This is a genomic window from Candidatus Aegiribacteria sp., from assembly GCA_021108005.1.
Classification (GTDB): domain Bacteria; phylum Fermentibacterota; class Fermentibacteria; order Fermentibacterales; family JCC-6; genus Aegiribacteria.
This window is the reverse complement of the sequence record JAIORS010000174.1, coordinates 1-25,359: the sequence shown is the minus strand read 5'-3', so window position 1 is coordinate 25,359 and position 25,359 is coordinate 1. Positions and strand designations below refer to the sequence as shown.

The following is a 25,359-nucleotide window of genomic DNA, read 5'->3' as shown; positions in this document are numbered from 1 at the left end:
GAAGGAAATGAGCTTCCTTCGGGAAACTATATCATCCGCGGTGAATCTGAATATATAACCTCATCTACAACTGTTGTAAAACTGTGATTCATCTGATAACGGTGCATTTCTCTGTATCCGATGAGTATCCTTTTTCTGGGCTAAGTTACTATTTAAATATAATTCTGCAGTACCGTTTCTTTCCGGCTCGGAGGAGTATGCATTCAGGCGTATCCTCCGGAACGAGATTGTCGATCGGGTCGCTGATCCGTCTGTCTTCTATGTACAGGCCGCCCTGTTTCGAAAGCCTTCGGACATCACTTCTGCTGGAACACAGTCCTGTCTCAACGAAAAGATCGAGACAGGAAATGCCATTCCTGAGTCTTTCAACGGGGATTTCGATGCTGGGAGCATCTTCCTGATCACCGTTTCCGGAGAATAATGCTCGTGACGCCTTCTCCGCCCTGAGCGCTTCCTCCCGGCCATGGGTAAGAACTGTAGCCTCAAAGGCAAGCCTCTCTTTGGCCAGCCTTATTTCAGCTCCCTCAAGAAGAGAGAGCTTTTTAATCTCATCCATTGGAATAAAAGTATAAAGCTTTATGAAGTAAATGGCGTCCTTGTCATCTACATTGATCCAGAACTGGTAGTAATCGTATGGGCTGGTCATCGATGGATCAAGCCAGATAGCGCCGCCTGCCTGGGATTTGCTCATTTTCTCGCCGCAGGCGGTCGTAACAAGCGGACAGGTGAAGCCCCACGTCTCCGCTCCTTCCGAACGTCTCAGGAGATCGATACCGGATACGATGTTTCCCCACTGATCGGAACCACCCACCTGGAGAACGCAGCCATATTCACGGTAAAGGTGAACGAAATCGTAAGCCTGAAGAAGGCTGTAGCTGAACTCAAGGAAGGAAATACCTGTTTCAAGCCTGAGTTTCACGGACTCGGATGTCAGCATCCTGTTTACGCTGAAATGGCGTCCGACATTCCTGAGGAAATCAAGATAACTCAGCTTTGAAAGCCAGCTGTAATTGTCAAGAAGCAAAGCTCCGTTTTCCTGTGACTTAAAATCAATGAAGTGCTCCAGCTGCGAGGAGATTGAGTCAGCCCAGTCGGAAACCGTTTCCCTGGATTCAAAGGAACGCTCGGCGCTTCTGCACGAAGGATCACCTACAAGCGCGGTTCCTCCTCCGACAACTATAATCGGTTTATGACCTTCATTCTGAAGGTGCCGGGCAATCATAATGGGGACCAGGTGTCCAAGATGGAGGCTGCGTGCTGTCGCGTCAAAGCCTATATAGAAAGTCAGTGAGGGGCCATCAAGAAGCTTCGCGAGCTTCTCTTCAGCTGTCATCTGGTAAATCAAACCTCTTTCACTGAGTTTTCTCAATAATTCCAAAGCTGGCTCCCTTCAGCCCGTAGCAACTGGCAAAACAGTCTCCGGATGTTTATGTTTTCTTCTGTTCGTAACACAGAACATAATACTGGAGATAATAATGGAAACCATTGAATTTGAGCATCCCGTTGCAAGAAGCATCCTGACAAGACTGAGGGATCGTAATACTTCGTCTGAAGAATTCAGCCGACTTACGTACCGCCTCGGCTTCATGCTGGCAGTTGAAGCGACCAGAAACATGGGAACACTGCCTTTGCCGGTTGAAACCCCTATGGAGAAGACATTCGGTGAAAAGTGTACTGAATATCCTGTTCTTCTACCTGTGATGAGGGCTGGACTCGGGCTCCTGGCTCCTTTTCATGAGCTTCTTCCGGAATCCCCCGTGGCTTTCATCGCGATGAAAAGGGATGAAAAAACCGGGGAGTCTGAATGGCTGTACGATTCAGTTCAGAACCTTCGCGGAAGGGACCTGATAATTCTGGATCCCATGCTTGCTACTGCTGGAACCGCCTTGAGTGTAATCGACTATGTTCTGGAAAAAGGAGCGAAAAAAGTAATCCTTATCAGCATTGTCGCGGCACCTGAGGGAATATCCATGCTCAGGAAATACAGCAATCTAACATTCATAACCGTATCCATTGACAGGGAACTTGACGAGAACTGGTTCATACTCCCCGGACTTGGTGATTTCGGTGACAGGTTATTTCAGGGTGAATAGTTTTTACGAATTCGAGAAGGTATAAAATGGATCAAAACGGAATATATATAGCCGGCAGTGACGCGAACGCCGGAAAAACCACATTCAGCCTCGGGCTTGTCTCCTGGCTAGAAGAACATCTTGAAGGCGGGGTTTCGTTCATGAAACCTCTGGGACAGAAAACCACCCTTTTGGATGGGGAGTCCGTCGGTGAGGATACTTTCCTCGTGAACACTTCTCTCGGCCTTGAAATACCCCAGAAATACACAGCACCGTTCGCGATGTCATCCGGGATATCCGAGAAATTCCTCGCGGAAGGCCATCCATCTGACATAGAAAAGAAGATAAAAAAAGCGTACAGTTATCTGAAGTCAATATCCGATATTGTGGTTGTTGAGGGAACCGGACATCCCGGTGTAGGCTCCGTTTTCAACCTGTGCAACGCCAGTGTTGCCGGTATTATGAATATTCCGGTACTCATGGTCCTCAACGCGGGGATAGGAAGAACCATAGACAGATTTACACTCTGTCAGAGTCTTTTCCATGACAGGAAGATACCGCTGCTGGGAGTTGTGATAAACAGAGTACGCGAAAACAAAATGGACAAGATCCGGAAGTATCTCGATCCCTGGTTCTCCGAGAGGGGGATACCGGTTTTCGGATATATTCCATATGTGACCTCTTTCGCGAAGCCTTCAATAGGAATGCTGGGACGTGAACTTGGTGTTGAAACTATCATTTCCAGGAAAAAGAACCTGGATATTCCAATTGAGGGTTTTATCGCAGGGTTCGGAAGCAGCTACGAAATCATTTCGGATATTTCAGACAGTCCGGAAGGAGCTCTGCTTCTCAGTTCAAAAAGGCATGAGGTTATTGACGCAATAGTAACCAGAAGGCTTTCAGGCAATCTGGAAAAGGGACCCGGGGCGATAGTACTCTGTGGAAAACCGTCTGAAAATGAATCTTATGTAGTTGATGCCTGCGATAAGCTGGATATTCCACTTTACAGATCCTTGAGAAGCGCCGGGGACTCTGTATCAGTTCTGAACAAGCGGATATTCAAGATCGAGCCTGGCGAATCTGTCAAGATATCCGAGATCGTCAGAACGGTAAAAAGCAATGTGGATATTGGACGGATAATGGAAGCGATTAAATCCTCTGAGGGCGAACAGAAGAAAACACGGGAAAGACCAATGGCTCGTTTGAAGTCGTGGGTATCAAGAATCTTTAACTAGCGATAATCGGGGTCATCAAATGCGATCAAGAGTGGTTCTTATCTCGATATTTCTTCTTGCGCTTGGAGCTACATTTCTTTTCAAGACCCCCCATTCTCCAGATTCAGGTCGCGCATGGCCATTCCAGTGTCATTTCTCCGAGCTTGAACACTTAACCGATTCACTGAACTCAATTCTTGCGGATACACTGGAAATAAGAACCGCCTGCGTTGAAGAGGGCGGAACACTTGGCGCGCTTCTGTATTCAACAGGTATTGAGGGGAACAGGTACCTTAACTGCTGTGAGGTTTTCATAGACAGCCTTGGCTGGACTTCGGTTCACATCGGAGATACTCTGGAAGCGGTTTATTCAAGGGATACCCTTGTAGAAGTCAGGGCAAGGCCCAGAAACGGAAGGGGATACTACTGTATAGAATTCGAAGGAACTTCAGAACCTGTTGACTGGTACTGGGATTCTGAAGATCAATACACAAGATTTCGTTCCGTAATACTTGTTGTGAACAGTTCCGTATGGGAGAGTATCGCCAGAAGCGGAGTCCCCTCAGACCTTACACCTTCGGGGCATATAGTTACACCGCGTGATTCGGTAAGAGAAGTAGCCTATATAAAAGGGCTGGAGAACGAACTCGCGAACAGGCTTTTCGTTTACGACATCGATTTCTATTACGATGTGCAGCCGGGGGACAGCGTCTGGGTGCTTCTCGAGGAGACCCGGTATCCCGGATCTGCAGAAACCGTATTCAGAAGAATTATCGCTGCCAAGTATAACTTCGCGCTGGGCGGAATTACCGAAGCCATACCCTTCTTCCACCAGCCGGATTCACTGGCGCCTGACGGTACAGCGTTAATACTCGATCACTATCACCGTGACGGGGCTTCACTTCGAACGATGTTCCTCAAGATGCCGGTTCCGTTCGGTAGAATAAGCTCTCCCTATTCAAGTTCCAGGATGCATCCTGTTCTTGGATACACGAGAGCTCACCGAGGTATTGATTACGCGGCACCCATGGGTACGGAGATTTACGCTGTTGGAGACGGCGTAATAACCGTCAGGGGTGTGTGCGGAGGTTACGGGAATCTGGTACGGGTAAGGCACGCCAACGGGTACGAGACTGGATACGGTCACATGAGCAGTTATGCTTCAAGCCAGACAATCGGGTCCTATGTAAGACAGGGTGATGTAATAGGTTACATTGGCAGTACAGGTCTTTCGACCGGGCCTCATCTTCATTTTGAGATGAAGAAGAACGGCTCCTATGTGAATCCAGCCACAGAAATACTTCCTCCCGCGAATCCTCTTATTGAGGACGATCTCGATTCGTTCATGATTCAGCTTCCGATCCTGGAGAGTACATGGTCCCGAATGGCAGGAACGGATATACCGGTTTCCCCCGATGAGAATACCAGTATGGACAGCACAGCAGCGGAATGACGGAAGAAGACAGGAATTCTGAGAATATCAGGAACTGGGTAGTTAACGAGTTCTTCTGGGATTCTGTTTTTTCGGACATGCTCTCCAGTCTTGTTTCCAATAGACTTACAACGGTGGGAGGTCTCGGGGGAGCTGCCCGCTCATTTGCCGCTGCGACAGCTCACAGGCTCGCGGGCCCGACTGTTCTTGTTGCACCCTCCGTATCTGACGCGGAGAGCATGAGGGACGATCTTAGAGGAATCCTGCCGGATGTTCTTTATTTTCCGGCTTACGAAACTCTTCCCTTCGAAGGTGAACCCGCACATCCCGGAGTTATATCAGATCGCGTGGAATGTATGGCAGAGCTTAAAGCCGGAAAAAGAAGAAGCATCGTCGTGATGCCTGCATCCGCGCTTATCAAAAAGATACCCGCAAAGGGTAACTTTGCCTGTTTCCGTTTATACAAAGGTATGAGGCTTTCCATCAGGGAGTTGGAGGATTGGCTTTTAGCCGCGGGTTTTATGAAGGAGGGCAGTGTATGGGAACAGGCCCGCTGGGCACGACGGGGTGGAATTGTTGATATAGGCACTTACGGAATGGATAATCCTGTTAGACTGGAGTTCTTTGGCGATGAACTCGAGTCAATACGTTCATTCGACCAGAGATCTCAGAGAAGTATTAGAAATCTTCCTGAATGCCTGCTTCTTCCGGCAAGGGAGGTTATTCTGTCTCCTGACCACTGGAACAGCGCTATGGAGATTGTCCCTGATGAACATCCCCTCAGTGAAAAGCTCTGGACCTCTAACGATTTTCCCGGAATTGAACACTATCTGCCAATATTTCTTGAAGACTGCTGCAGTATTCTTGATTACATACCCGATGATGGAACACTGATTCTATCAGACCCGGATTCAATTGTATCGCATATCGAGGACACCCTGATGTACGATATCAATAGCTTTTCATCTTCGGCCATTCCTTTCAGTTTCAGCAGCCAGTTCTTCGGGAAGAAAGAAATACGCGATAAGCTTGATTCGTGCAGAAGGATAGTCAGATTTGAACCATTCCCGGTAACGGACGTCGATGTCTATTACAGAACACTTCCACAGGTGAGTTTTCATGGCCATAGAAACGAGATGGTTACGCAACTGGGTAAGTGGAATCGGGACGGTTCCAGAGTAGCTGTTCTGTGCGATTCAGCAGCGGAAAAGGGTACTTTCCTGGAACTGATTCCGGAGAGTATCAATCTCGATACCGAAGTTCTTTCGATTTCGGAGGGTTTCGTTATGCCCGACGTGGGGCTGATTGTTCTCGCGGAAAGAAAAATGCTTTCCAACAGGAGAAGGCCCGAGAGGGTAAGAAAATACAGAGGCGGCGAAAGACTGGAGGACTCCGGAGAGATCTCACCCGGAGATCTGGTAGTTCATAAACGCTATGGAATAGGACGTTTTACAGGGCTGGAGAAGGTTGAGACCTTCGGCACTGTGCTTGACTGCCTCGCGATTGAATACAGGGACGGTGACAGGCTTCTTGTCCCAATGAACGAGATAGGTTCTGTACAGAAATTCATGGCTCCCGATAAGATCAGCCCGAAGCTGGATAAAATTGGCGGAGTATCCTGGAATAACAGGGTCGCAAGCGCGAGAAAAAAAGCGAAGGCAATTGCTGGAAGACTAGCAGCGCTTTACGCGGAAAGGAAAGCTATGAGAAGACCTCCCCTGGGAACTCCAGGGCATCATGTTACCGCGCTCGCGAACAGCTTTCCCTACGAAGAAACCCCCGACCAGCTTTCGACAATAAATAAGGTTATGAACGATTTTCAAATGGATTCCCCGATGGACAGGCTGGTTTGCGGTGACGTAGGGTACGGTAAAACCGAAGTTGCCATGAGGGCTGTATTTCGCGCTGTTGACTCCGGTTTTCAGGCGGTTGTGCTTGTCCCAACCACAGTTCTTGCTGAACAGCATTATTTCACATTCAGAGACAGGCTGGCGGAATTTCCGGTCAGAATAGAGATGCTCAACAGGTTCCGTACAAGGCAGGAACAGAGGAAGATAATAGAGGATCTCGCTGTAGGTGATATAGATGTAGTTATAGGAACCCATCGGCTTCTGCAGAAGGATATACGTTTTAACAGGCTGGGCCTGCTTGTGATAGATGAGGAGCACCGTTTCGGAGTCAGGCAGAAGGAGTACCTCAGGGAGCTGAAAAAGAGTGTTGATACGCTTGCGATGACGGCTACTCCCATTCCAAGGTCTCTTCATATGGCATTATCCGGTTTCCGTAATATTTCTATAATCGCCACACCGCCAAGGGACAGATATCCTATTCACACGGAACTTACAGGGTTTAATTCAAGAATTATAGCAAAAGCCGTTAAAAGAGAGCTTGCGAGGGATGGACAGGTGTTCTTCGTACATAACAGGATTAAATCGATTGAAAGAATTCGGGAGAAACTGCAATTTTTATTGCCCGAGGTGAGAATTGCCGTTGGGCATGGGCAGATGAATCCAAAAGAACTTGAGACCGTGATGCATGCTTTCATGGAGGGGCAGTACGATATACTCCTGTGTACATCCATTATAGAATCGGGTCTTGATCTCCCAAGGGTCAATACCATAATAATAGACAATGCGCAGATGTTTGGCCTGGCGGATCTTTATCAGCTGAGAGGAAGAGTGGGGAGGAGCCACCATCAGGCTTACTGTTATCTGGTTGTACCGGAAAACAGCAAGCTTAAACCTGAAGCCAGAAATCGTCTCGATGCCATTCGCAGGTTTACCGAACTGGGTTCAGGATGGAACATAGCGATGAGGGATCTTGAAATCAGGGGAGCCGGTGAGCTGCTTGGAGCATCTCAGCACGGTCAGATGATCTCAATAGGTTATGGGCTTTTCGAGGAGCTTATTAAAGAGGAAGCCAGGCGTCTGAAGGGTCTCGATGCTGCAGATGAGAACGATGTCAGGGTTGAGATTCCAGGCGATTCCTTTATTCCGCAATCCTATATACCTGATGTAACCGAAAGGGTAAGGCTTTACAGGAGCGTATGGAGAGCTTCCAGCGAGAAAGAGATAGACGAATGGATTGAATACCTCTCAGATAGATTCGGTGAACCGGAGGAGTCGGTGCTGAATTGCGCTAAACGGGCAAGAATCGGATATCTTGCAGCAGGGTCCGGCATTGAAGAAGTTGTGATAGGCGGCGCTGAAGCGCGGATCGTCTTTAGACCGGGAATGGAGTTATCCAGCACTGCTCCTGACAGCCTCAAGGTAAGAGTAACGGTGGAGAAGACGGGGAGGATAATTGTAAATGTTAGCTTGAAAGGTCTTACCGACCCGGAAAAGGTGATAAGGACCCTGAGCCTTCTTAGATATTTCAGTCCGGAATAACCCGGAGTTCATCAAGAGAATTCGGATGGTGGTTCAACATGCGTTGCATCCCTTATATTTCTCTGTTCATGAGGCAGACTTTGAGTTTCCGTTCAACCGATGCCGCAGGACAGACGAAAGGAAGAAGTACGTGTCATATACTAGATTAGGGTTTTCAATAATCGTTGTAAATTTGCTGATAGCTCTTTTTACCTCATGCGGAGGCGAAGACAGTTCCAATCTTGCCACAGGTGACAACATTGAAATAACAGATGATGATTTTATGAATGAGTTCAACAGGCTAATACCTGAGGATCAGGTCGCTGTTCTTGAACCGGGGGGAAAACTCAATCTGGTCTCAAGGCTTATAAACAGAGAATTGTTTCTGGCTGAAGCCGAAAGGAATAATTTTGATGGGATTGAGGACTGGTTAGCTGTTTCTGAAGATCTGTGGCTTGCGCGCCGCTTCCTCGAACAGCAAATTGAGAAGATGTACGAGGCCGGTGTGGATACGAACTGGATAGACAGTATGATCTCAATAGATGTTTCAATGTCTGTTGTACTTCTGAGGGACAGTACTTCTGCGGCAATTGTTATGGATGACTGGAAAGAAAACGGCCCATCTGAACCAGATGTTGAGATGGCAATCGCTCCCTGGAGCATTGGAGGTTCGAGCTATTTGAATTTCCAGGGTGACTATTTTAAGCTCTGTATAGGTAATTCTTCCTTTGCTAAGGATGTAATCACATATGAGGGGGAAGGTGTAGTGATGTTACCTTCCTTCGGCGAATGGGCTGTATGCAGGATTGATACGATGCACGTTGATCCGGGGGAATACAGTATTTCACTTACTGCGCAGTATTGCGTATCCGTTCGGATTTCAGAGATAACGGATGTTACTGTACTGTCGAATTCAATCGATGAACTGAACAGGCATATGGTTCTGGAAGGGGGGCAATACTCCTTCAGACCTGGAGAAGATTTCAATCCTGATCTTATTGTTGCACGATATCCCGGGGGCATGGTTACTGCGGGAGAAATTGTTGAAATCGCCGGTCTCATCAGGAGTGAGAATTTCTTCGCTGATGTTCCGGATAATTTCGTTTCCTACGAGATGTCCCGACCTCTTCTTGAACCGGAAAAAGACCTGTGGATCTATGCTGAGAGCATTGCTGAAATCAGGAGACTGGCGGAATGCGCCATGGAAGAGGGTATTATCTGGCCAGCCGAGGAGCTGGAACTTACAATCACAGAGCACGTTTTCAGAGAGAATGTGCTTAAAGCAGCTGCCGAGGTGGATACACTGACCGCCACTGAATTCTATTATGAGAATCAGGATATGTACGATATACCTGAACTCAGATCGATACTTATCGCATACGTACCCTTCGACTGGATGCCTGCTGCAGAAATTGATTCTTTTGATGATCTTGAGAATTATTATGTTCATGCGGATTCTGCCGGTGATATTGTACCTACAGATCCTTGTCCTGTTGAATTGTATGCAAGTTATGGTGAAGCCGTATTTGAAGCGGATTCAGGAGTTTTTACAGGTCCCATTGAATACGGTGAGGACGAGGTGTTTGTATTCTTCGAAGTTGTAGAGATAATTCCGGAGGGTGAAGAAAACCCCATGTTAATCCTGCCTTTCATTATTGAAGACTGCAAGGCAGCAATGGTTACCAGACGACTTGAAAGTTATCTTCTGGAACTCTGGAACACCTACAGTATAGAGATTGACAGCGCGGCTGTGAGAAGTGTAGATCCGTGGGCTTCAAACTACTGACAAATTGTTTATTTTCATTGTTCTAACTAACCAGATTCATGGAGGATGAAATGAGATTCATTACGGGTATGGCGATAACTCTGATATTTCCCGCATTGGCTTTTGCTGAAGTTCTTGCCAGCGTTGACGATAAGACACTGACATGGGAAGATGTCGTAACCATGATCGGCGGGGAGCAGAACGCTCAGTATCTCGGTATAACTTCCGAAGCCGGCGCGATCGAGGTTCTTGAATCCTGGGTGCGGGAGGAAGTGATGGTGCAGGCAGCGGAGAATAGCGGCCTGGAGTCAGATCCGCAGGTCAGAGATGCTATCGAGCAATCCAGAAGGCAGATACTCCTTGAAGCCTACATGACTGATATGGTAGACGGGCTTCAGCCTTCACAGCTTGAGATCGAGAATTACGTGGATGAGTGGCTCAGCACGTACAAGAAGAGTATTCATATAAGACATATCATCGTACAGGACGAGAACCTCGCGAATTCCCTTCTTGCCAGAATTCATGCCGGTTCAGATTTTACCTCGCTTGCTCAGGAATATTCCATAGGACCAAGCGGTGCCGATGGCGGGGATCTGGGCTGGGTCACAAGGGGACAGTCGGGTTATATGACATTCGATGAAGCAGCATTCAGGCTTGAAGATGGTGAGATAAGCGATGTTACGGAAACCGGTGCCGGTTATCACATAATCAAGGCTGTGGAAAGCCAGCTTCTCTCTCCGGAACCTTCAGTTGAAGAGATCAAGCAGGTAGTTACCATTGAACTTACGCAGGTGATGCAGGAGGAAATTATCATGGATGAGGTCGATTCTCTTGAGCTGAACCATGATATAGTGCTTTATCCGGAAAGGCTGATGGAACATTTCTAAACGTAGGAATTACCTTCTAATAGCGATCTGGGTACTTTCCGCTGTTGTGATCATAGCAACCGTTTCCGTTGTTGTTGTCATTAACAGAAGGATGGCTTCAATTAGTTCTGCCGGAGTTGTTGAAGTCAACAACAGTATGGAAAATCAGCAGATAGCGGCAAGTGTGGACAGCTCAGTAATATACATGGAGGATATGACAATAGCCGGTATTACACCCTCACTTCTTGAAGAGTGGATAGAGGACGAGCTTCTGGCTGAACTTGCAGCCGAACTGGGCTATGAGAACGTCAGAAAAAGCAAGCTGCTGCAGGACAGAGCAAGACAGGTTTACCTGAGGGATGAACTGCTTGCGTACACATATGCGAGGATACCATTTCCCGACAACACGGAAGTTTTCCAGTATATGAGTTCCGACAGCCTTGCTTTTATGGTTGAAAGGCACTACTACCAGATAATTGTGGCAAATAAATCCATGGCTGATTCAATACATCAAAAGCTCTTATGGGGAGAGAATTTCCAGATAACAGCCGAAAGGCTTTCAATAGGACAGAAAGCAGGTATAGGAGGCGATCTTGGATTCCTCACAGCCGGAGAATTGATCGCGTACGGTGTACCGGTTGAACAGTCTGTCATCGAAGGCCTGGGCGATGTGATATCCACCAACTACGGATGGCATATATTTCTTGTGGATGAGATAAGGCAGCTTGAGGATACATCAAGGGTCGTAAGAAGCCTTGCTGATGATATCTATAGACAAAGGCTGGCAACCGCGAGGGACAGCCTTCTGGTAATGGCCTCCGCCGAGAAGGATATTTTTCTGGATTCGACTCTGGTGTACGATACATGGCAATACTCAGATCAAAGCACAGACGGAAGTGAGGCAGAATGACTGCACTGCTTGTTTCGATCCTTCTGACATCGTTTGTCTCTATGGAGAAAATCGTTGCTGTTGTTGGCGACAACCCTATTCTGCATTCGGATATCGAGGAAGTAATGATTCAGGCAGGCCTGAATCACAGTGGCAGCTATGAGGTAGATTCGGAAACACCGGAATATCTTGAAGCGCTTGAGATACTGGTTGAGAACCAGCTTGTTGTGAACGCGGGGATTGCCTCGGGATTCTATCCTACCGATGAAGAAACTCAGCTACTTGTTGAAGGTGAGCTTGAGAGTAATCAGGTGGGCATTAATGTCGACCTTGAACATCTCTCAGAAACGCTGGCCGATGACCATGCGGCTCAGATGTTCCTTGGAAGAAAAGTTCAGACATCTTTGCAGAATATGCCCGCGAATTCGGAAACATACCTGGTTTCAAACGCTGAACTTGTTGAAGAAATAATAATGCCCAGGCATATCAGCTGGATTTATCTTCCCATACTGCCCTCCGGACCGGATTTTGATGTTTTCATGGATGAGATGATTCAGCTGCGGGCTAGAATTGCTTCAGGAGAATCTTTCGAGGAACTGGCAATGGAATATTCTGATGATGGATCTGCCATGAATGGTGGGTATCTGGGCACATTCGGCCTTGGGGAAATGACCTTAGCCTTTGAAGACGCGGCGTTTGCCCTTGAAGAGGGAGAGATCAGCGAACCGGTGGTGACTACCTTTGGTATACATATAATCAGGCTGGATGGCAAAAACGAGGACGGCACTATTGAAGCCAGCCATATACTCAGGATTGTTTCCATAGATGGGGACGATATCGACCGCACAGTGGCTAACGCAGACACCTTGCTCAATGACATTCGATCTTCACAACTGTCATTTGAGGATGCGGCCAGACAGTATAGCCGGGACAGGTCAAGCTCCGAAAATGGTGGTGACATGGGAATGGTACCTCTGAAACTCTGGCTGCAGCAGATAGCTGATGTGGTGGAGGATCTCGATATTGGAACCTGTTCGGAGCCTGTTGTTCTGGAAAACACCGGATCCGTTGTTCTTGTCAAGCTTCTCGAAGATACTGGAGAGATCGAGTGGGATTCCTATACCGATTCGGAACTCGATGGCCTTGTTCAGCAGGTTATCTATCAGGATACTTACAACTCCGTGATTGATTCTCTTAGAAGCGAGATTCCGGTGATCTACTATCTGGAAAACACGATCTAATTGAGAATCGATGTTTACCTTAAACTGATGGGTATATTCAAGACCAGATCGGTTGCCGGCAAGGCATGCAAAGGCGGTTATGTAACCACAGGTGATATTGCAGTAAAATCATCCCGTTTTGTTAACAAAGGCGATTTGTTTGAAATTGTGAATCCTGATGGTTCGAAGATTTCGGTTGAAGTGCTTGAGGTTCCACGCGGGAGTCAGGTTTCCAGAAAGGATAGACAGAACTACTTCAGAATAGTCGGAATGGAGGGCTAATGATAATCACCTTCCAGAATGTCAGCAGGTTTTACAGCGAGTGGCCAGCCCTCGAGAATATCAACATTCAGATTGAACAGGGAGAATTCCTGATAATATCAGGACCCAGCGGCGCAGGCAAAACTACTCTTTTCAGACAGATATGGATGGGAGATCTTCCAAGCTCAGGCACGGTTGAGGTAGCCGGATTCAGTTCCGACCGGATAAGAAGAAGTGATCTTCCTCTTCTCAGACGGAAACTTGGTATTGTATTCCAGGATTTCCGGCTTCTTCCGGATAGAACCGTATTCGATAACGTTGCTTTGCCACTTCAGGTTGCCGGGACTTCACCGAAGGCTGCGCGAAGGAGGGTATTCTCCCTTTTGTCAGAGATGGAGCTTAATCACAGAAGAGGTTCGTATCCACATGAGCTTTCCGGCGGAGAGCAGCAGAGAGTGGCCATTGCAAGGGCCATGGTAGCGCATCCTGTAATACTCCTTGCTGACGAACCGACCGGAAACCTTGATCCGGAAGTTTCACGAAGGGTAATTGACCTGCTGATCGAGATAAACAGGTCGGGTACCGCGGTTATTCTTGCCACTCATGATCCGCGGCAGGTGCCCGCCGGAACCGCAAGGTTTCTCTACCTTGACAGGGGACATCTGGCAAATCCCAATTCCTGGGACGGGTACAGACAATTATGATTCATCTTATTAAGAATGTAATTCGCGAGGGGTTGTTGAACATTTGGGGGAAGCTGGGTTCATTTCTGATAACACTCCTTATGGTAAGCCTGTCTTTCATGGTTTTTGACATTTTTCTGGTAGTATCCTGGAATATGGAAACAGTGCTTCAGAACGAACAGGAAAACGTTGGAATAGAAGTCTTTCTTTCGGATAACATTACCGAAGTTGAAGCGGTTACTCTTGCTGATATCATATCCGAACTGGAGGGTGTGAGATCGGTTTACTACGTATCCCCTTCGGAGGCGGAAGCTGTTTTCAGAGCTGATCTGCCTGAGCAGGCCGACCTTCTTACACTCTTAGGTCCCCAATTCCATCTTCCGGCCTCTATCCAGATCGCTCTTCATCATGATTACAGAACTTCTGAAAAGGTTGGGAGCCTTGCCAGAGCTGTATCCGGGATGGATGGTGTAGAGGATGTGGTTTACGGTAAGGAGTACCTGCCCGGTTTAACGAGCGCGGTAGATATCCTTGGAAAGCTGGTATTGCTCGCCGGGATTGTTCTTGCGGCGAGCCTTTCACTTGTTGTGGCTAACACAGTAAGACTTGCCGTTGCGAAGAGGGCGCTAACAGTTCAAATAATGAGTATAGTAGGAGCACCGGGATGGTTTGTCAGAATGCCGTTCCTTGGTGAGGGACTGATTACAGGTATTGCCGGGTCTACCGGCAGTCTGTTGTTAACAAGGGCAGTTTCCTTGATGTTATCGTCCAGTGTGCCCCATGAATTTTTACCCGGAAAATGGATAATGCTGGTTCTCATTCTGGGAGCTTCCGCAGGTGTTGCCGGAAGCTGGTTAGGTATGAGATCCGGTATTCCAAAACCTCGATCCTGACAGGGAGATAGAATGAAAAAACTGTTGATAATCATGATGATTTTAACCGGTATAGCAATCGCACAGAGTGAATCCAGAACAGATCCCGGACTGACCGGTACAGAAGTGGTTGAAACCACCACCACAACAACAACCACTGAAGGCGGCGCAGCCGCTGAAGAAGCACAGGCCCAGTCATGCATGGGCGGAGGGGGGATCATGAGTTTTCTTCCCATGATCGCCATTATAGCGATATTCTACTTCCTGATGATTCGTCCTCAGCAGAAGCAGGCCAAGATGCTAAAGCAAATGCGCGGTGCACTGAAAAAGGATGACAGGGTAGTAACGAGCGGTGGCATACACGGTGTCATAACTAATCTCAAAGGTGATGATGTTGTTACGGTAAGAATCGCCGACGGAGTCAAGATCGACGTAGACAGAGGCTCTCTTCAGATTGAGACAGCCGGCGAAGAAGTATCTAAATAGCCGTCCCGCGATTTTAGCATTTATGAGAAAGTGAAACATGTCAGTAAGAAAACTTCAGTATTACGGTTCGAAAATACTGAGAAACAAATCCAGGGATATTGACATATCTTCGGAGAAGGATTTTCTTCAATCCCTGCTTTCGGACATGCTCGAGATATTGAGAACGAAAAGAGGTCTCGGTCTCGCAGCCCCGCAGGCGGGAGAAAATGTAAGGGTATTCATACTCAATTCCGAAGAACTCAATTTGAGAGGTCATTCAGTATTCATCAACCCGGAGGTCACGACATCGGGGCCTCTTTGTAAGGATGAGGAGGGATGCCTGAGTATCCCCGATATATTTGAGTTGATCAGAAGACCTTACAAAACAACAGTTACTGCGTGCGATCTTTCCGGAGAGCGTTTCTCTCTTGATCTTGATGATTACGCGGCACGGGCTGTTCAGCACGAGACCGACCACCTTAACGGTATTCTGTTCGTTGATAAGCTCAGCCCCATCAGGAAGCGGCTGATCAGGAAAAAACTGGCGGAGATCAAACGGGAGCACGGTCAGGACAGCAGGATTCTCTGATGAGAATCATTTTTTTCGGGACTTCTTCTTTCGCTCTGCCATGCCTGAAAAAACTGATTGAATCGGAGCATGAAATTCCGTGTGTTGTTTCAAGGCCAGCAAGACCTGCGGGCAGGGGCAAAATATTGCGTCAGCCTCCCGTAAGTAAGTATGCCAATGAGGAGCAGCTTGTAATCCATCAGCCTGAGAAGCTGACCGGGAGTTTTATCGAAAACCTGAGGTCGTTGGAACCGGATGTAATGGTGTCGGCCGCTTACGGTGGCTGGCTTCCGGAGAAACTTCTGGAATTATCTCCGCTTGGCGTGATCAACATCCATCCTTCCCTTCTGCCTGAATACAGGGGAGCCGCCCCTATAGCAAGAGCAATACTCGATGGCAGGGAGGAGACAGGTATCTCGTTCATGCTTACTGACAGCGGATGGGATACGGGACCCGTGATAGCTGTCTACCCGGAAAAAATTCTTTCGGACGACACCTCAGGTTCACTTGAGGAAAGGCTTTCAGTGAAAGCCGCGGAGAAAATTCTATCCGTTATCGATGGGTATTCCGGTGGAAAGCTGATTTACCGGAGCCAGACAGGTGAAGCGATTTACGCCGAGAAAATCACAACAGATGAAACCTGGCTGGATTGGAACATGCCTGCTGAATACCTTGAGAGGAAGGTAAGGGCTTTTCAGCCCTCTCCCGGAGCAAGGACTGCATACTCCGGGAAAACCATGAAGATATCAGCCGCGAAGGTATCTGGATACAGCGCGGATCCCGGTGAGATAGTTATCAGAGACGGCATTTTCCTCGTAGGGTGCGGGGGAGAGGCATCTCTGGAAATCTGCAGGATTCAGCCTGCCTCAAAAAGAGTTATGAGTGTGGATGAATATCTCCGGGGTGCCAGAATGAAAACCGGTGACAGGCTTGGAAGAACTTAAGAAGGCTGGACTACTGTATCATACGGGGCTTCTTCTTTTTTCTATTGCTCCGTCTCTGATTTTATTCCTTCTGCTTCTTTCCGCGGGAGCTGGATCTACGATTTCACTTTTGGCGGGAATTGTCACAATCGCAGCATTCCAGGTTTACGGAACGCTCTATGAAAAAGGAATATCGGGCAATCCGATACTCCTGAGACTGTCCTTCTGGACACTCAAAGCTTTTCAATCGATTCATGCATTTACGCCGCATACTCCGGAGAAGATGGTGGTGGCAATGAACAACCGGAAGGCGTTCTCTGAAAAAGAAAAGGAATACAGCCCGGGAAAAACTTTGATTCTTGTGCCACACTGCCTTCAGAACCACGAATGTCCCATCAGGCTTACCTTCAATCCCGATTCATGCAGAAGATGCGGAAAATGCCCCATCGGGAAACTTCTGGACATTAAAGACCGTTTCGGAACACATTTCGCTATCGCGTCCGGAGGTACTTCAGCAAGAAGGATAGTGGAAAAAACCGGGCCTTCACTTATTGTAGCTGTAGCCTGTCCCGTAGATCTTTCCCTGGGAATTCTGGATGTGCACCCCATAACAACTGTGGGTGTTCTTAACGAATGGCGCAATGGTCCCTGCTTCGACACCTGGGTCAACACAGAAGAACTGGAAGCCGCTTTGGAGATGTTCCTGAACTGAGAGTAACAAAAATGAGACAGGGACCGGGGTGTTACTCCAGTAATTTCTCCAGTTCCCCGAGTGTATCCTTCATTTTTGAAAGGGCATAATTCACCGGTTCGGGAGTTGAAAGGTCCACACCCGTTCCTTTGAGGAGTTCAAGCGGTGGCTTGGATGATCCGCCCTTTAAAAATTCAATGTAATTATCAACTGCCCCGGGTTTGCCGGCAAGAATCATTGAGGAGATGTCGACAGCCGCTGAGAGCCCTGTTGCGTATTTATATACATAGAAGTTGTAATACAGGTGGGGTATTCTTGACCATTCGGTTGCGATGAGATCATCTTCATTGTTCCACGCGAAGCCGTCTCCATGATATAGTTTTACGAGATCGTAGTATGTACCGCTTAGATAATCAGGAGTAAGCGGGTTACCTGATTCAACATGTTCGTGTATCAGTTTTTCATACTCTGCGAACATCGTCTGTCTTATAAGAGTAGACCTGAATTTACTGAGAAGATGATCAAGAAGATAGGTTATCTCTGTATCGTCGTTCATTCTTCTGAGAAGCAGGTCTATAAGCAGCATTTCATTTGTAGTTGACGCTACTTCGGCTACTAATATCTTGTAGTCGGACATGTGATAGGGCTGCGATTTCCTCGAGAGAAGGCTGTGCATTGAGTGTCCGGCTTCATGGGCAAGAGTGAATACACTTTGAAGTGTGCCATTGAAGTTGTGAAGTATGTAAGGATACGAATCGTAAGATCCTCCGGAATATGCTCCTGATCTTTTTCCTTTGTTCTCGTATCTGTCCACCCATCTGTTCTGGAAGCCCTGAGTCAGGGCATCGACATATTCACTGCCAAGGGGAGCAACGGCCTCGAGGGTAAGGTCAACAGCTTCGTCCCAGTTGTAATCCGCCTTGGATTCGGGCACAATGGGAACATTAACATCGTACATATGTGTTGAATCAAGGCCCAGAACATTCTTACGGAGCTGGAAATACCTGTGCAGCACCGGCAGATTATCATGGACTGATTTGATAAGGGAATCGTATACGGAAACATTTACTATATCGTTGAAAAGGGAGGCCTCAAGCGCTGAATTGTACTTCTTCGCTCTTGCTCTGAAGATATCCGATTTAACCTGTCCCTCGATAAGGGCGGCTTTTGTCGCCACATTTCCCTTAACTTCTCCGTAGAAACCAAGGAAAGCATCTTTTCTGACCCTTCTATCCTTTTTCTGAAGAAACGCGCTATAGTTGCCGTTTGTAAGCTTGACGCTCTTCCCGTTCTCATTCTTGATCTCAGGGTACCTTGCCGGCATGTCAACGTTGCTTAGCTTACCGAAGACCGAACTGAAACCACTGACGATTTCGCTGGTCTTTGCGAGAAGTTCTTCTTCTTTCTTCGATAGAGTATGGGATCGGTACCTGAGTATATCCTGAAGCAATGTCCTGTATGGCTTCAGTTCGATTGTCTCCAGCCATGAATTCATTGTATCCTCGGGGATCAGCAGGAGTTCGGGAGTGAAGAAGGAGTGAGCGGCGTTAACTTCAACGAGCCTGCTCATGATTCTGGAAGCCATTCCGCTGTATTTGGAATTTCCCAGGTCTTCGTCCTTCTTCATACTGGCATAGACGAAGAGTTTTTCAATAAGTCTGTGTTGAGAAAGCATTTCTTTAATCGCGGCTTCAAGGGTTCCGGGAGATTCATCGAGTTTGCCGGCCCATTTCATCATATCCTCGCTGAAGATGGCTGTTTTTCTGAAGTCTTTTTCCCATTCGTGATCGGAATCGTAAATAGCTTCCACGTTCCATTTCGCTTCGGATGGGATATCTTCTCTGCTTCTCAGTTTATCCGGCATGTTGTTCCAATCTGTACTGGTTTCTTTCCATGGGTTTCGACATGAATCTGTTGAGGTTAATCATAAATGCGGTATGGGTCCGAAATGGTACCATTTGAATGCTCAAGGCCAGTGAGCTGTTCCAGCTGCATCAGTTCACTCCTAAAAGAATAAGTAGAATGGCGTTCTTGATGAATAGTAACTAATATACATTATATTACGCTGATTTCAATATTCGGATAGAAGATGTTCTTCAAGGTTCAATACACGGTGTGAAATTGCCGGATCATCGGAGAATATTGTGAAACTACCAGGGATTGTGCTTGCAGCCACTTTGTTTGTTTTCTCAAAATGCCGGTATGAATCGAATATACCGAACGATTCCGACAGGGAGATATGTGTTATTTCAGATACATTTGAAACCCATGAAGGTAATATAACAGGACTTGCCTGGGGAGAAGGATTATAATTCCATGACATTCTAACTGTTTCAACAATTTAAACGGAGAAAAAATGCGAGATTGTATCTATGGTATCGATAAAGAAGTACCACTTCTTGATGGCAGGCATGTACGTTACGTCAACCTGGACAACGCTGCCAGTACACCACCACTGGTAAATGTTGTAGATGGCATTAACGCGCTTGCGCCTTACTATTCGAGTGTTCACAGGGGAACCGGCTTCAAATCGAGGCTTTGTACAGAAGCCTACGACAGGGCTCACAAGATAATAGCTGAGTTCGTGGGGGCGGATCTCAGCACGAATACGGTGATTTTTGTAAAAAACGCCACTGAAGCAATCAACAAACTTGCTCACCGCCTGAGATGTTCAGGAGATCACGTTGTTATTACTACGCGCATGGAACACCATTCCAACGACCTGCCCTGGAGACACAATTTCAGAACAGTCCATGTACGGACAACAAGAGACGGGCGGTTAGATGAAGATCATTTCGATTCACTTCTGCGGGAGCATAAAGGGAAAATAGCCCTTGTGGCAATAACCGGAGCCTCCAACGTTACAGGATACATTCAACCGATTCACCACCTTGCAGAGAAGGTTCATAACGCAGGCGCAAGAATTATGATCGATGCAGCACAGCTTGCTCCACACAGGGAAATCGATATGAAACCTGATGACGATCCCGGCCATCTGGATTTCATCGCTATCGCGGGGCATAAGATGTACGCCCCGTATGGAACGGGTGCCCTTATCGGCCCGAGGTCAGAGTTTCTTGACAGTCCACCAGACTATTGCGGCGGAGGTACGGTGCGCATTGTCACTACGGAAGAAATATACTGGGCTGACCTGCCTGACAGAGACGAAGCGGGAAGTCCCAATGTCATGGGAGCCATTGCAATGGCAATAGCCGCTGAGACTCTCATGAAAAAGGGAATGGACAGTATTGCGGAGCATGAGAGAAAATTAACCGCGTACGCTCTTGAAAAACTTGGTTCCATGAACGGTCTTACGGTCTACGGTGAAACAAACCCTTCCAGAGCATCAGAAAAAGTTGGAGTCATTCCATTCAATCTTGACGAGACAGATCATGCTCTTGTTGCCTCGATTGCGGGTTACGAAGGCGGAATAGGCGTAAGAAACGGATGTTTCTGCGCGCATCCATACGTTGTAAGCCTGAGAAACTTAAAAGAAGAAGACCTGGCTTTCAGAAGGAAACACTGTATCGCCGGAGACAGAAGGTATATGCCCGGCATGGTAAGGATGAGCTTCGGATGCTACAGTAACCGCGAAGACATTGACCGCCTGATTGAGGTTCTTGAAATAATAAGGGAAAAGAAGTACAAGGGAACGTACAGTCAGGTACCGGAAACAGGCGAATTCCTGCCTGAGGATTATAAGGATGATTTTACCGGTTATTGGAAGTATCCGGATTCACTCTGACGATGAATCTGCTTCGTCAAATGCACACTTTTTACAGGGTTAAGAGGTTACCAATGAACAAAAGAATACTATCCGTGCTGTTTTCTGTTCTCATTGCATGCGGGTTACTGGTATCCTGCGGTGAGACTCGTGAAGAGCCGCAGGCTGTAGCAGATACAACGGAGGTTGTTGAACACTCCGCCTTCGTGCTTGCGGACAGCGCTTGCGAATCCATCAGCAGCTGTTCGTACAGCTTCAGGGTATACGGGACGGGCTTATATTCGGATATGCCTCACCTGACGGGAAAACTGACAGGTAGATTGTCTGATGAGATGGAAGCCCCACTGCTCAGAGTTGAAATGGGGCAGGATTCAACACCTTACGACAGCATCGGCGCAGAATTGACCATGATAAGAATAACCGGTATCGACTCAGCTTATGCGTACAACCCGAGCGATAGTTATCTTGAAAAGGGTTCCCTGGAAGAGGGAGCTGCCAACCTCATGGGGCCTGCGGCTTACGCATTGCTGAACGAGTACTTCCTCGATAATCCTTTTTCTGATGAGATAGCATCGCAGTCAGTTCCGGAGGAAGGTGTGGATACAGTTGGCTCGGTTGCGTGTCAAACCTACATGATTACCTATCCAGGGGGGCAGAAGGCCAGGTGGTCCTTTGGAATTGATGATCACATTCCCAGACGTGTAGAGCGCATGATGACCGATCGTGAAGGTAATGAATCATCCAGGGTTCTGGAAGTATACGATCTTGATGTCACGCCTGAAATATCTGACACTGTCTTCACTATTACCCCCCACGAGGGCACAAAGGTAGAACTATACAGCGCCTTCCTTACCGTTGGCACAATTGCGCCACTGTGGACTCTCACAGATCGCTATGGAAACACCATATCTCTTGAGGATATGAAAGGCAGTATCGTTTTACTGGATTTCTGGGCAACATGGTGCGCCCCCTGCATAGTCGTAATGCCTGAGATTCAGGCGATATATGAGAAGTATCCGGAGGAGCAGGTACACGTGTTCGGTGTAAATATCTGGGAAAGGGCAGATCCCGGTACATTCATGGATGAAAACGATTTTTCGTACGGTCTTCTTCTTGAAGGTGATGATGTGGCCGCGGATTACAAGGTTTCTGGAATTCCCACACTCTACGTTATCGATAAGGAAGGTAACATAGCTTTCGTTGAAGTGGGAGCGAATCCTGAAATAGGTGAAATGCTGTCTTCTACTGTAGCCAGACTCCTGGAAGCTGAATAAACAACACGAAAAAAACGGGGGCATCGAGCCCCCGTTCATTACTCTCTTATTTAAATATCATAGAACAAGCAGTTTGCGTGATATCTGATATTCTTCGGTCTGAATCAGAAGCAGGTAAGTACCCGTTTCCATCTGCCTGCCATCCGATCCGTTCCATACGATATTATGCTCACCTTCTGTAAGGCAGCCCTCCGAAATCTCAGCGACAAGATGCCCCGCTGTGTCGTAAATGGCAATACTCACATTCCCGGAAGAGGGAAGCGAGAGATTGATGTTAATCGAGCCATAGCATGGGTTCTGAAAGGAGAGTAACGTTCTGCGTTCCGGATCATCGCCTTCAATCCCTGTAATAGTGCCGGTAAGATAATCCATATAAATGCCCATTAGTTCATTCTTGCTGCTGGTTCCATCCCGAAGAGCTCCAAAAACAACAGCCGAATTGATTGTTCTGTAATTGTTCGAAGGGCCACTGTAGCTGACAACTCTGCCCTTTGAATCCTGTGATTCAAACAGGAGAGTTCCTCCGTTCGCTGAGATGATATCCACATAATAATCCGGTCCGGCGTTGTACAGGTAATCAAGAGATAACCCATCGACTATGGTTCCTGAAAGACCCGAGATGTGCTGGACATTTCCGGATGATGCTCCGTCGCCATCGTAGCTGCTGCCAAGCATACCGTACAGGGTAGAGCTATTGTTGCTGTATCCAAAGTCGGCCCCTTCGACATAGAGACCATTTCCGTTGTTAAGGTAGTCAATGAGGATATTTTGCTCAGCCTGAGCAATTGTCGCGTTGTCCCCTCAACACCGGTACCATCCGGTTAGAACGAATACAACATCGTACGAGGAAAGATCGGAGGGAAGTGCGGTATTCGTGGTAAAGGTATGACCATTGCAGGTAAGAGTCTGTTCAATCCAGTAGGAGCAGTCTATACTCCCGCCGTATTCACTGCAGTAGAAAACATCATCATCATCGTAATTCCAGATGAAGGCGTGATCCGCATACAGGGGATGAGCGAACAGAATGAGTGCGCATATAAGGAGAACAGTTCTTATCATATCATTTCTCCGTTCATATTGTATTTCATAGTAATGAAATATGATATTATAAAGACAATCGTCAATGTTCAAATATTGCGGGATCTTGACCTCATGCAATGTATTGACGAATGCAGCCTGGAATCCACATAATTATTCTAAGGGGGTAACAGCAGCATGAGTACACAATTCAGAAAGAACGCATTAATATTTTTCGGAGCGCTGATTTTACGAATGCTACTGGTCGCGATTGAGGTGTTCTTTGACTTCACAGGCATCGCGCTGCATGCTGTTTATGCAATTTCGATATTATCCCTGTTTGTAGTGATCTGGCTTGTAAATCGCCCTCTAGTCGCAAAACACAAAGGTAAAGCACTTCAGCTTGTATCGTGCAGCGCAATAGCTTTACTGCTCACCGGACTATATGTATATCTCACTCTTATTGAAGGTACCTTTTTTAAGTTCCTGATAGCAGGTTCTATGTAACGTACCTGAGCCCTTTAGGGTTTTCTCCTGACAATCGTTCAAGTACACGCATTAGACATCTCCAAGGTTTAAAATCCGAAGCTCTTCAAGACATACCGGAATCCAATAACTCTTGCGTATTAATCATCTGTCCAGCGGCATTCTCATTCGCAGTGAGATGCGCAGGGTGGAGTTAACACGGATTGAGTTAACCCGGTAACATGGATTATCAAGATCTTGCGTTAACCGGTAACCGACTTTACTGAAGCTTCCCTGGAAGAGATCAGATGGATTCTTCCGATTGATCAAATGAGTTTTCGGTTACTATGTTCGAATGTGTTACTCTTATACAGCAGGATGACGGACGGAGCCTTTGTGGTTTAATATGTTAACCCTGTTGTTATAGAAGGGAAATCATGGAACACAAAGAATACAGGAAACTGCATGCGGAATGGTACGAACTTGTCTCTGGCTCAATGGGGAGGAGCAAGGAGATTGACTTCTTGGCTGGAAAGATTGAAGAATTAGGCGAACCAGCACTCGAACTCGGTAGTGGCACAGGCAAGATCCTGATCCCTCTTATTAAAGAAGGCTATGATGTCATTGGAATCGACACATCCGAAGATATGACAGCCAGGTGTCTCGCTGCATGTAAGGCGAAAGATCTGAAAGTGGAAATACATGAGCAATCGATGCTGGAGTTCGACCTTCAGCGCGAGTTCAGTCTGATATTTCTTGATTCGGGGGGACTCAGTCTATTCACCGAGGATCATGATATTCTGGCAACATTCGAGCGAGTCATGGCACATCTGAAGCCGGGAGGTCATTTCATCTATGACTTCGAGCTCGTCCCGGATGAGTATGAGGATAACAACAGATGGACCGGCGATTGGATATGCGGTCCGGATGATGTGGTCATCGCGTGGCGCAAACGAATGAAACATGATCCCGTAACAAATGTGTGGCAGTGGTTGTTTGTCGTTGAGAAGTTCGTTGACGGCCGCTTAGTGGAAACGGAAGCGAACGAGAGGTGGGGACGCGCCTTTACTCTTGAGGAGGCGATACAATACGCCAGGATAGCAGGATTCGAAAATATCAAAGCGACAAACTGGCTGACTGACGATCCCCCTAGCGAAGAATCGGAGCTGATCTCTGTACAATGCAGAAAACCTGTGGGGAAACAGAGTCGAGAATCTGCAAGCATATGCGGGTAGATAAAGGCTTCTATAACAACCGAGCACAGCGGACCGACGCTGCTGACGCTTAGCATTCCTAACAGAAGAACAGGAAAACAGGAATGAAGATAATATCTCTCGGAACCAGTTGGAACGAAAAGAATTTTAGAGAAATGTCCTGGCATGACTGTACTATCCATAGCATGGCGCAAGATCAAGGTGGTGAATACCAGAGCGATCTCCTGCTTCAGAATGCCCATGCTTTCGATGTGGTACCAAGTATGGTACCCCCCCCATAAATTAATTGAATATATCTATTATTATATAATCACGAACTTTCTTTTATTATACTTTCTCAAATTTAACAAGTGACCAGAAGTTGCGTCCGACCCCA

24 protein-coding genes are annotated in these 25,359 nt (G+C 47.2%); 20 read left to right on the top strand and 4 right to left on the bottom strand.

Annotated elements, in window-relative coordinates:
• Positions 1 to 148: 148 nt before the first annotated feature.
• Positions 149 to 1,378 carry a tyrosine--tRNA ligase gene (gene tyrS / locus K8S15_11060; protein ID MCD4776572.1) on the bottom strand — a complete coding sequence of 410 codons (1,230 nt, stop codon included), beginning with the start codon at positions 1,376 to 1,378 and terminating at the stop codon, positions 149 to 151.
• A 97-nt stretch (positions 1,379 to 1,475) separates the two neighbouring features.
• On the opposite strand from tyrS, the gene upp reads away from it, so the two are divergent.
• The 15 genes from upp (at position 1,476) to K8S15_10985 (ending at position 17,310) form a co-directional block, all read left to right on the top strand.
• Entirely contained in the window at positions 1,476 to 2,093 is a 618-nt protein-coding gene (upp, locus tag K8S15_11055) for a uracil phosphoribosyltransferase (protein MCD4776571.1), read from the top strand.
• 26 nt (positions 2,094 to 2,119) lie between these two features.
• Entirely contained in the window at positions 2,120 to 3,307 is a 1,188-nt protein-coding gene (locus K8S15_11050; protein ID MCD4776570.1) for an AAA family ATPase, read from the top strand.
• A gap of 19 nt (positions 3,308 to 3,326) precedes the next feature.
• Positions 3,327 to 4,739, top strand: a complete 1,413-nt coding sequence (locus K8S15_11045) for a M23 family metallopeptidase (GenBank protein MCD4776569.1) — start codon at positions 3,327 to 3,329, stop codon at positions 4,737 to 4,739.
• Positions 4,736 to 8,107: a transcription-repair coupling factor gene (gene mfd, locus K8S15_11040; GenBank protein ID MCD4776568.1), complete on the top strand. Its 3,372-nt coding sequence runs from the start codon at positions 4,736 to 4,738 to the stop codon at positions 8,105 to 8,107. The genes K8S15_11045 and mfd overlap by 4 nt, the downstream gene beginning before the upstream one ends.
• A gap of 130 nt (positions 8,108 to 8,237) precedes the next feature.
• On the top strand, positions 8,238 to 9,872 hold the full coding sequence (locus K8S15_11035) for a SurA N-terminal domain-containing protein (protein ID MCD4776567.1): 1,635 nt from the start codon (positions 8,238 to 8,240) through the stop codon (positions 9,870 to 9,872).
• Positions 9,873 to 9,922: 50 nt separating this feature from the next.
• On the top strand, positions 9,923 to 10,738 hold the full coding sequence (locus K8S15_11030) for a peptidylprolyl isomerase (protein ID MCD4776566.1): 816 nt from the start codon (positions 9,923 to 9,925) through the stop codon (positions 10,736 to 10,738).
• Between the two features lie 91 nt (positions 10,739 to 10,829).
• Complete coding sequence (locus K8S15_11025) at positions 10,830 to 11,627, top strand: peptidyl-prolyl cis-trans isomerase (GenBank protein MCD4776565.1); 798 nt, start codon at positions 10,830 to 10,832, stop codon at positions 11,625 to 11,627.
• Positions 11,624 to 12,847 carry a peptidylprolyl isomerase gene (locus K8S15_11020; protein MCD4776564.1) on the top strand — a complete coding sequence of 408 codons (1,224 nt, stop codon included), beginning with the start codon at positions 11,624 to 11,626 and terminating at the stop codon, positions 12,845 to 12,847. Before K8S15_11025 ends, K8S15_11020 begins: the two co-directional genes overlap by 4 nt.
• A complete protein-coding gene (locus K8S15_11015; protein ID MCD4776563.1) occupies positions 12,848 to 13,108 on the top strand; it encodes a hypothetical protein in 261 nt (86 codons plus the stop codon).
• Positions 13,109 to 13,110: 2 nt separating this feature from the next.
• Positions 13,111 to 13,791 carry an ATP-binding cassette domain-containing protein gene (locus tag K8S15_11010; GenBank protein MCD4776562.1) on the top strand — a complete coding sequence of 227 codons (681 nt, stop codon included), beginning with the start codon at positions 13,111 to 13,113 and terminating at the stop codon, positions 13,789 to 13,791.
• Positions 13,788 to 14,663, top strand: coding sequence for a permease-like cell division protein FtsX (locus K8S15_11005; GenBank protein MCD4776561.1), 876 nt, complete (start codon positions 13,788 to 13,790; stop codon positions 14,661 to 14,663). Before K8S15_11010 ends, K8S15_11005 begins: the two co-directional genes overlap by 4 nt.
• A gap of 180 nt (positions 14,664 to 14,843) precedes the next feature.
• On the top strand, positions 14,844 to 15,128 hold the full coding sequence (gene yajC, locus K8S15_11000) for a preprotein translocase subunit YajC (GenBank protein ID MCD4776560.1): 285 nt from the start codon (positions 14,844 to 14,846) through the stop codon (positions 15,126 to 15,128).
• Between the two features lie 37 nt (positions 15,129 to 15,165).
• Positions 15,166 to 15,696 (top strand): peptide deformylase, encoded by a 531-nt coding sequence (def, locus tag K8S15_10995; GenBank protein MCD4776559.1) that lies wholly within the window; start codon positions 15,166 to 15,168, stop codon positions 15,694 to 15,696.
• A complete protein-coding gene (fmt, locus tag K8S15_10990; GenBank protein MCD4776558.1) occupies positions 15,696 to 16,619 on the top strand; it encodes a methionyl-tRNA formyltransferase in 924 nt (307 codons plus the stop codon). The genes def and fmt overlap by 1 nt, the downstream gene beginning before the upstream one ends.
• A 262-nt stretch (positions 16,620 to 16,881) precedes the next feature.
• The gene (locus K8S15_10985) at positions 16,882 to 17,310 is read left to right on the top strand and encodes a DUF116 domain-containing protein (GenBank protein ID MCD4776557.1); all 429 of its coding nucleotides are present in this window, start codon (positions 16,882 to 16,884) and stop codon (positions 17,308 to 17,310) included.
• Positions 17,311 to 17,341: 31 nt separating this feature from the next.
• Here K8S15_10985 and pepF read toward each other — a convergent pair whose 3' ends face one another.
• Positions 17,342 to 19,153 (bottom strand): oligoendopeptidase F, encoded by a 1,812-nt coding sequence (gene pepF / locus K8S15_10980; protein ID MCD4776556.1) that lies wholly within the window; start codon positions 19,151 to 19,153, stop codon positions 17,342 to 17,344.
• Between the two features lie 280 nt (positions 19,154 to 19,433).
• Here pepF and K8S15_10975 point away from each other — a divergent pair, with 280 nt between their 5' ends.
• The 3 genes from K8S15_10975 to K8S15_10965 are packed head-to-tail and all read left to right on the top strand — an operon-like array spanning position 19,434 to position 22,287.
• The gene (locus K8S15_10975; protein ID MCD4776555.1) at positions 19,434 to 19,601 is read left to right on the top strand and encodes a hypothetical protein; all 168 of its coding nucleotides are present in this window, start codon (positions 19,434 to 19,436) and stop codon (positions 19,599 to 19,601) included.
• A 44-nt stretch (positions 19,602 to 19,645) separates the two neighbouring features.
• Positions 19,646 to 21,034, top strand: coding sequence for an aminotransferase class V-fold PLP-dependent enzyme (locus tag K8S15_10970; protein ID MCD4776554.1), 1,389 nt, complete (start codon positions 19,646 to 19,648; stop codon positions 21,032 to 21,034).
• A 53-nt stretch (positions 21,035 to 21,087) separates the two neighbouring features.
• Complete coding sequence (locus K8S15_10965) at positions 21,088 to 22,287, top strand: TlpA family protein disulfide reductase (protein ID MCD4776553.1); 1,200 nt, start codon at positions 21,088 to 21,090, stop codon at positions 22,285 to 22,287.
• A 57-nt stretch (positions 22,288 to 22,344) separates the two neighbouring features.
• Here K8S15_10965 and K8S15_10960 read toward each other — a convergent pair whose 3' ends face one another.
• Complete coding sequence (locus K8S15_10960; protein ID MCD4776552.1) at positions 22,345 to 22,962, bottom strand: T9SS type A sorting domain-containing protein; 618 nt, start codon at positions 22,960 to 22,962, stop codon at positions 22,345 to 22,347.
• Positions 22,963 to 23,088: 126 nt separating this feature from the next.
• Complete coding sequence (locus K8S15_10955) at positions 23,089 to 23,346, bottom strand: hypothetical protein (protein ID MCD4776551.1); 258 nt, start codon at positions 23,344 to 23,346, stop codon at positions 23,089 to 23,091.
• Positions 23,347 to 23,502: 156 nt separating this feature from the next.
• Between K8S15_10955 and K8S15_10950 the strand changes: the two genes are divergently transcribed.
• Entirely contained in the window at positions 23,503 to 23,811 is a 309-nt protein-coding gene (locus K8S15_10950) for a hypothetical protein (protein MCD4776550.1), read from the top strand.
• Between the two features lie 395 nt (positions 23,812 to 24,206).
• Entirely contained in the window at positions 24,207 to 25,004 is a 798-nt protein-coding gene (locus K8S15_10945; GenBank protein MCD4776549.1) for a class I SAM-dependent methyltransferase, read from the top strand.
• Positions 25,005 to 25,359: the final 355 nt, after the last annotated feature.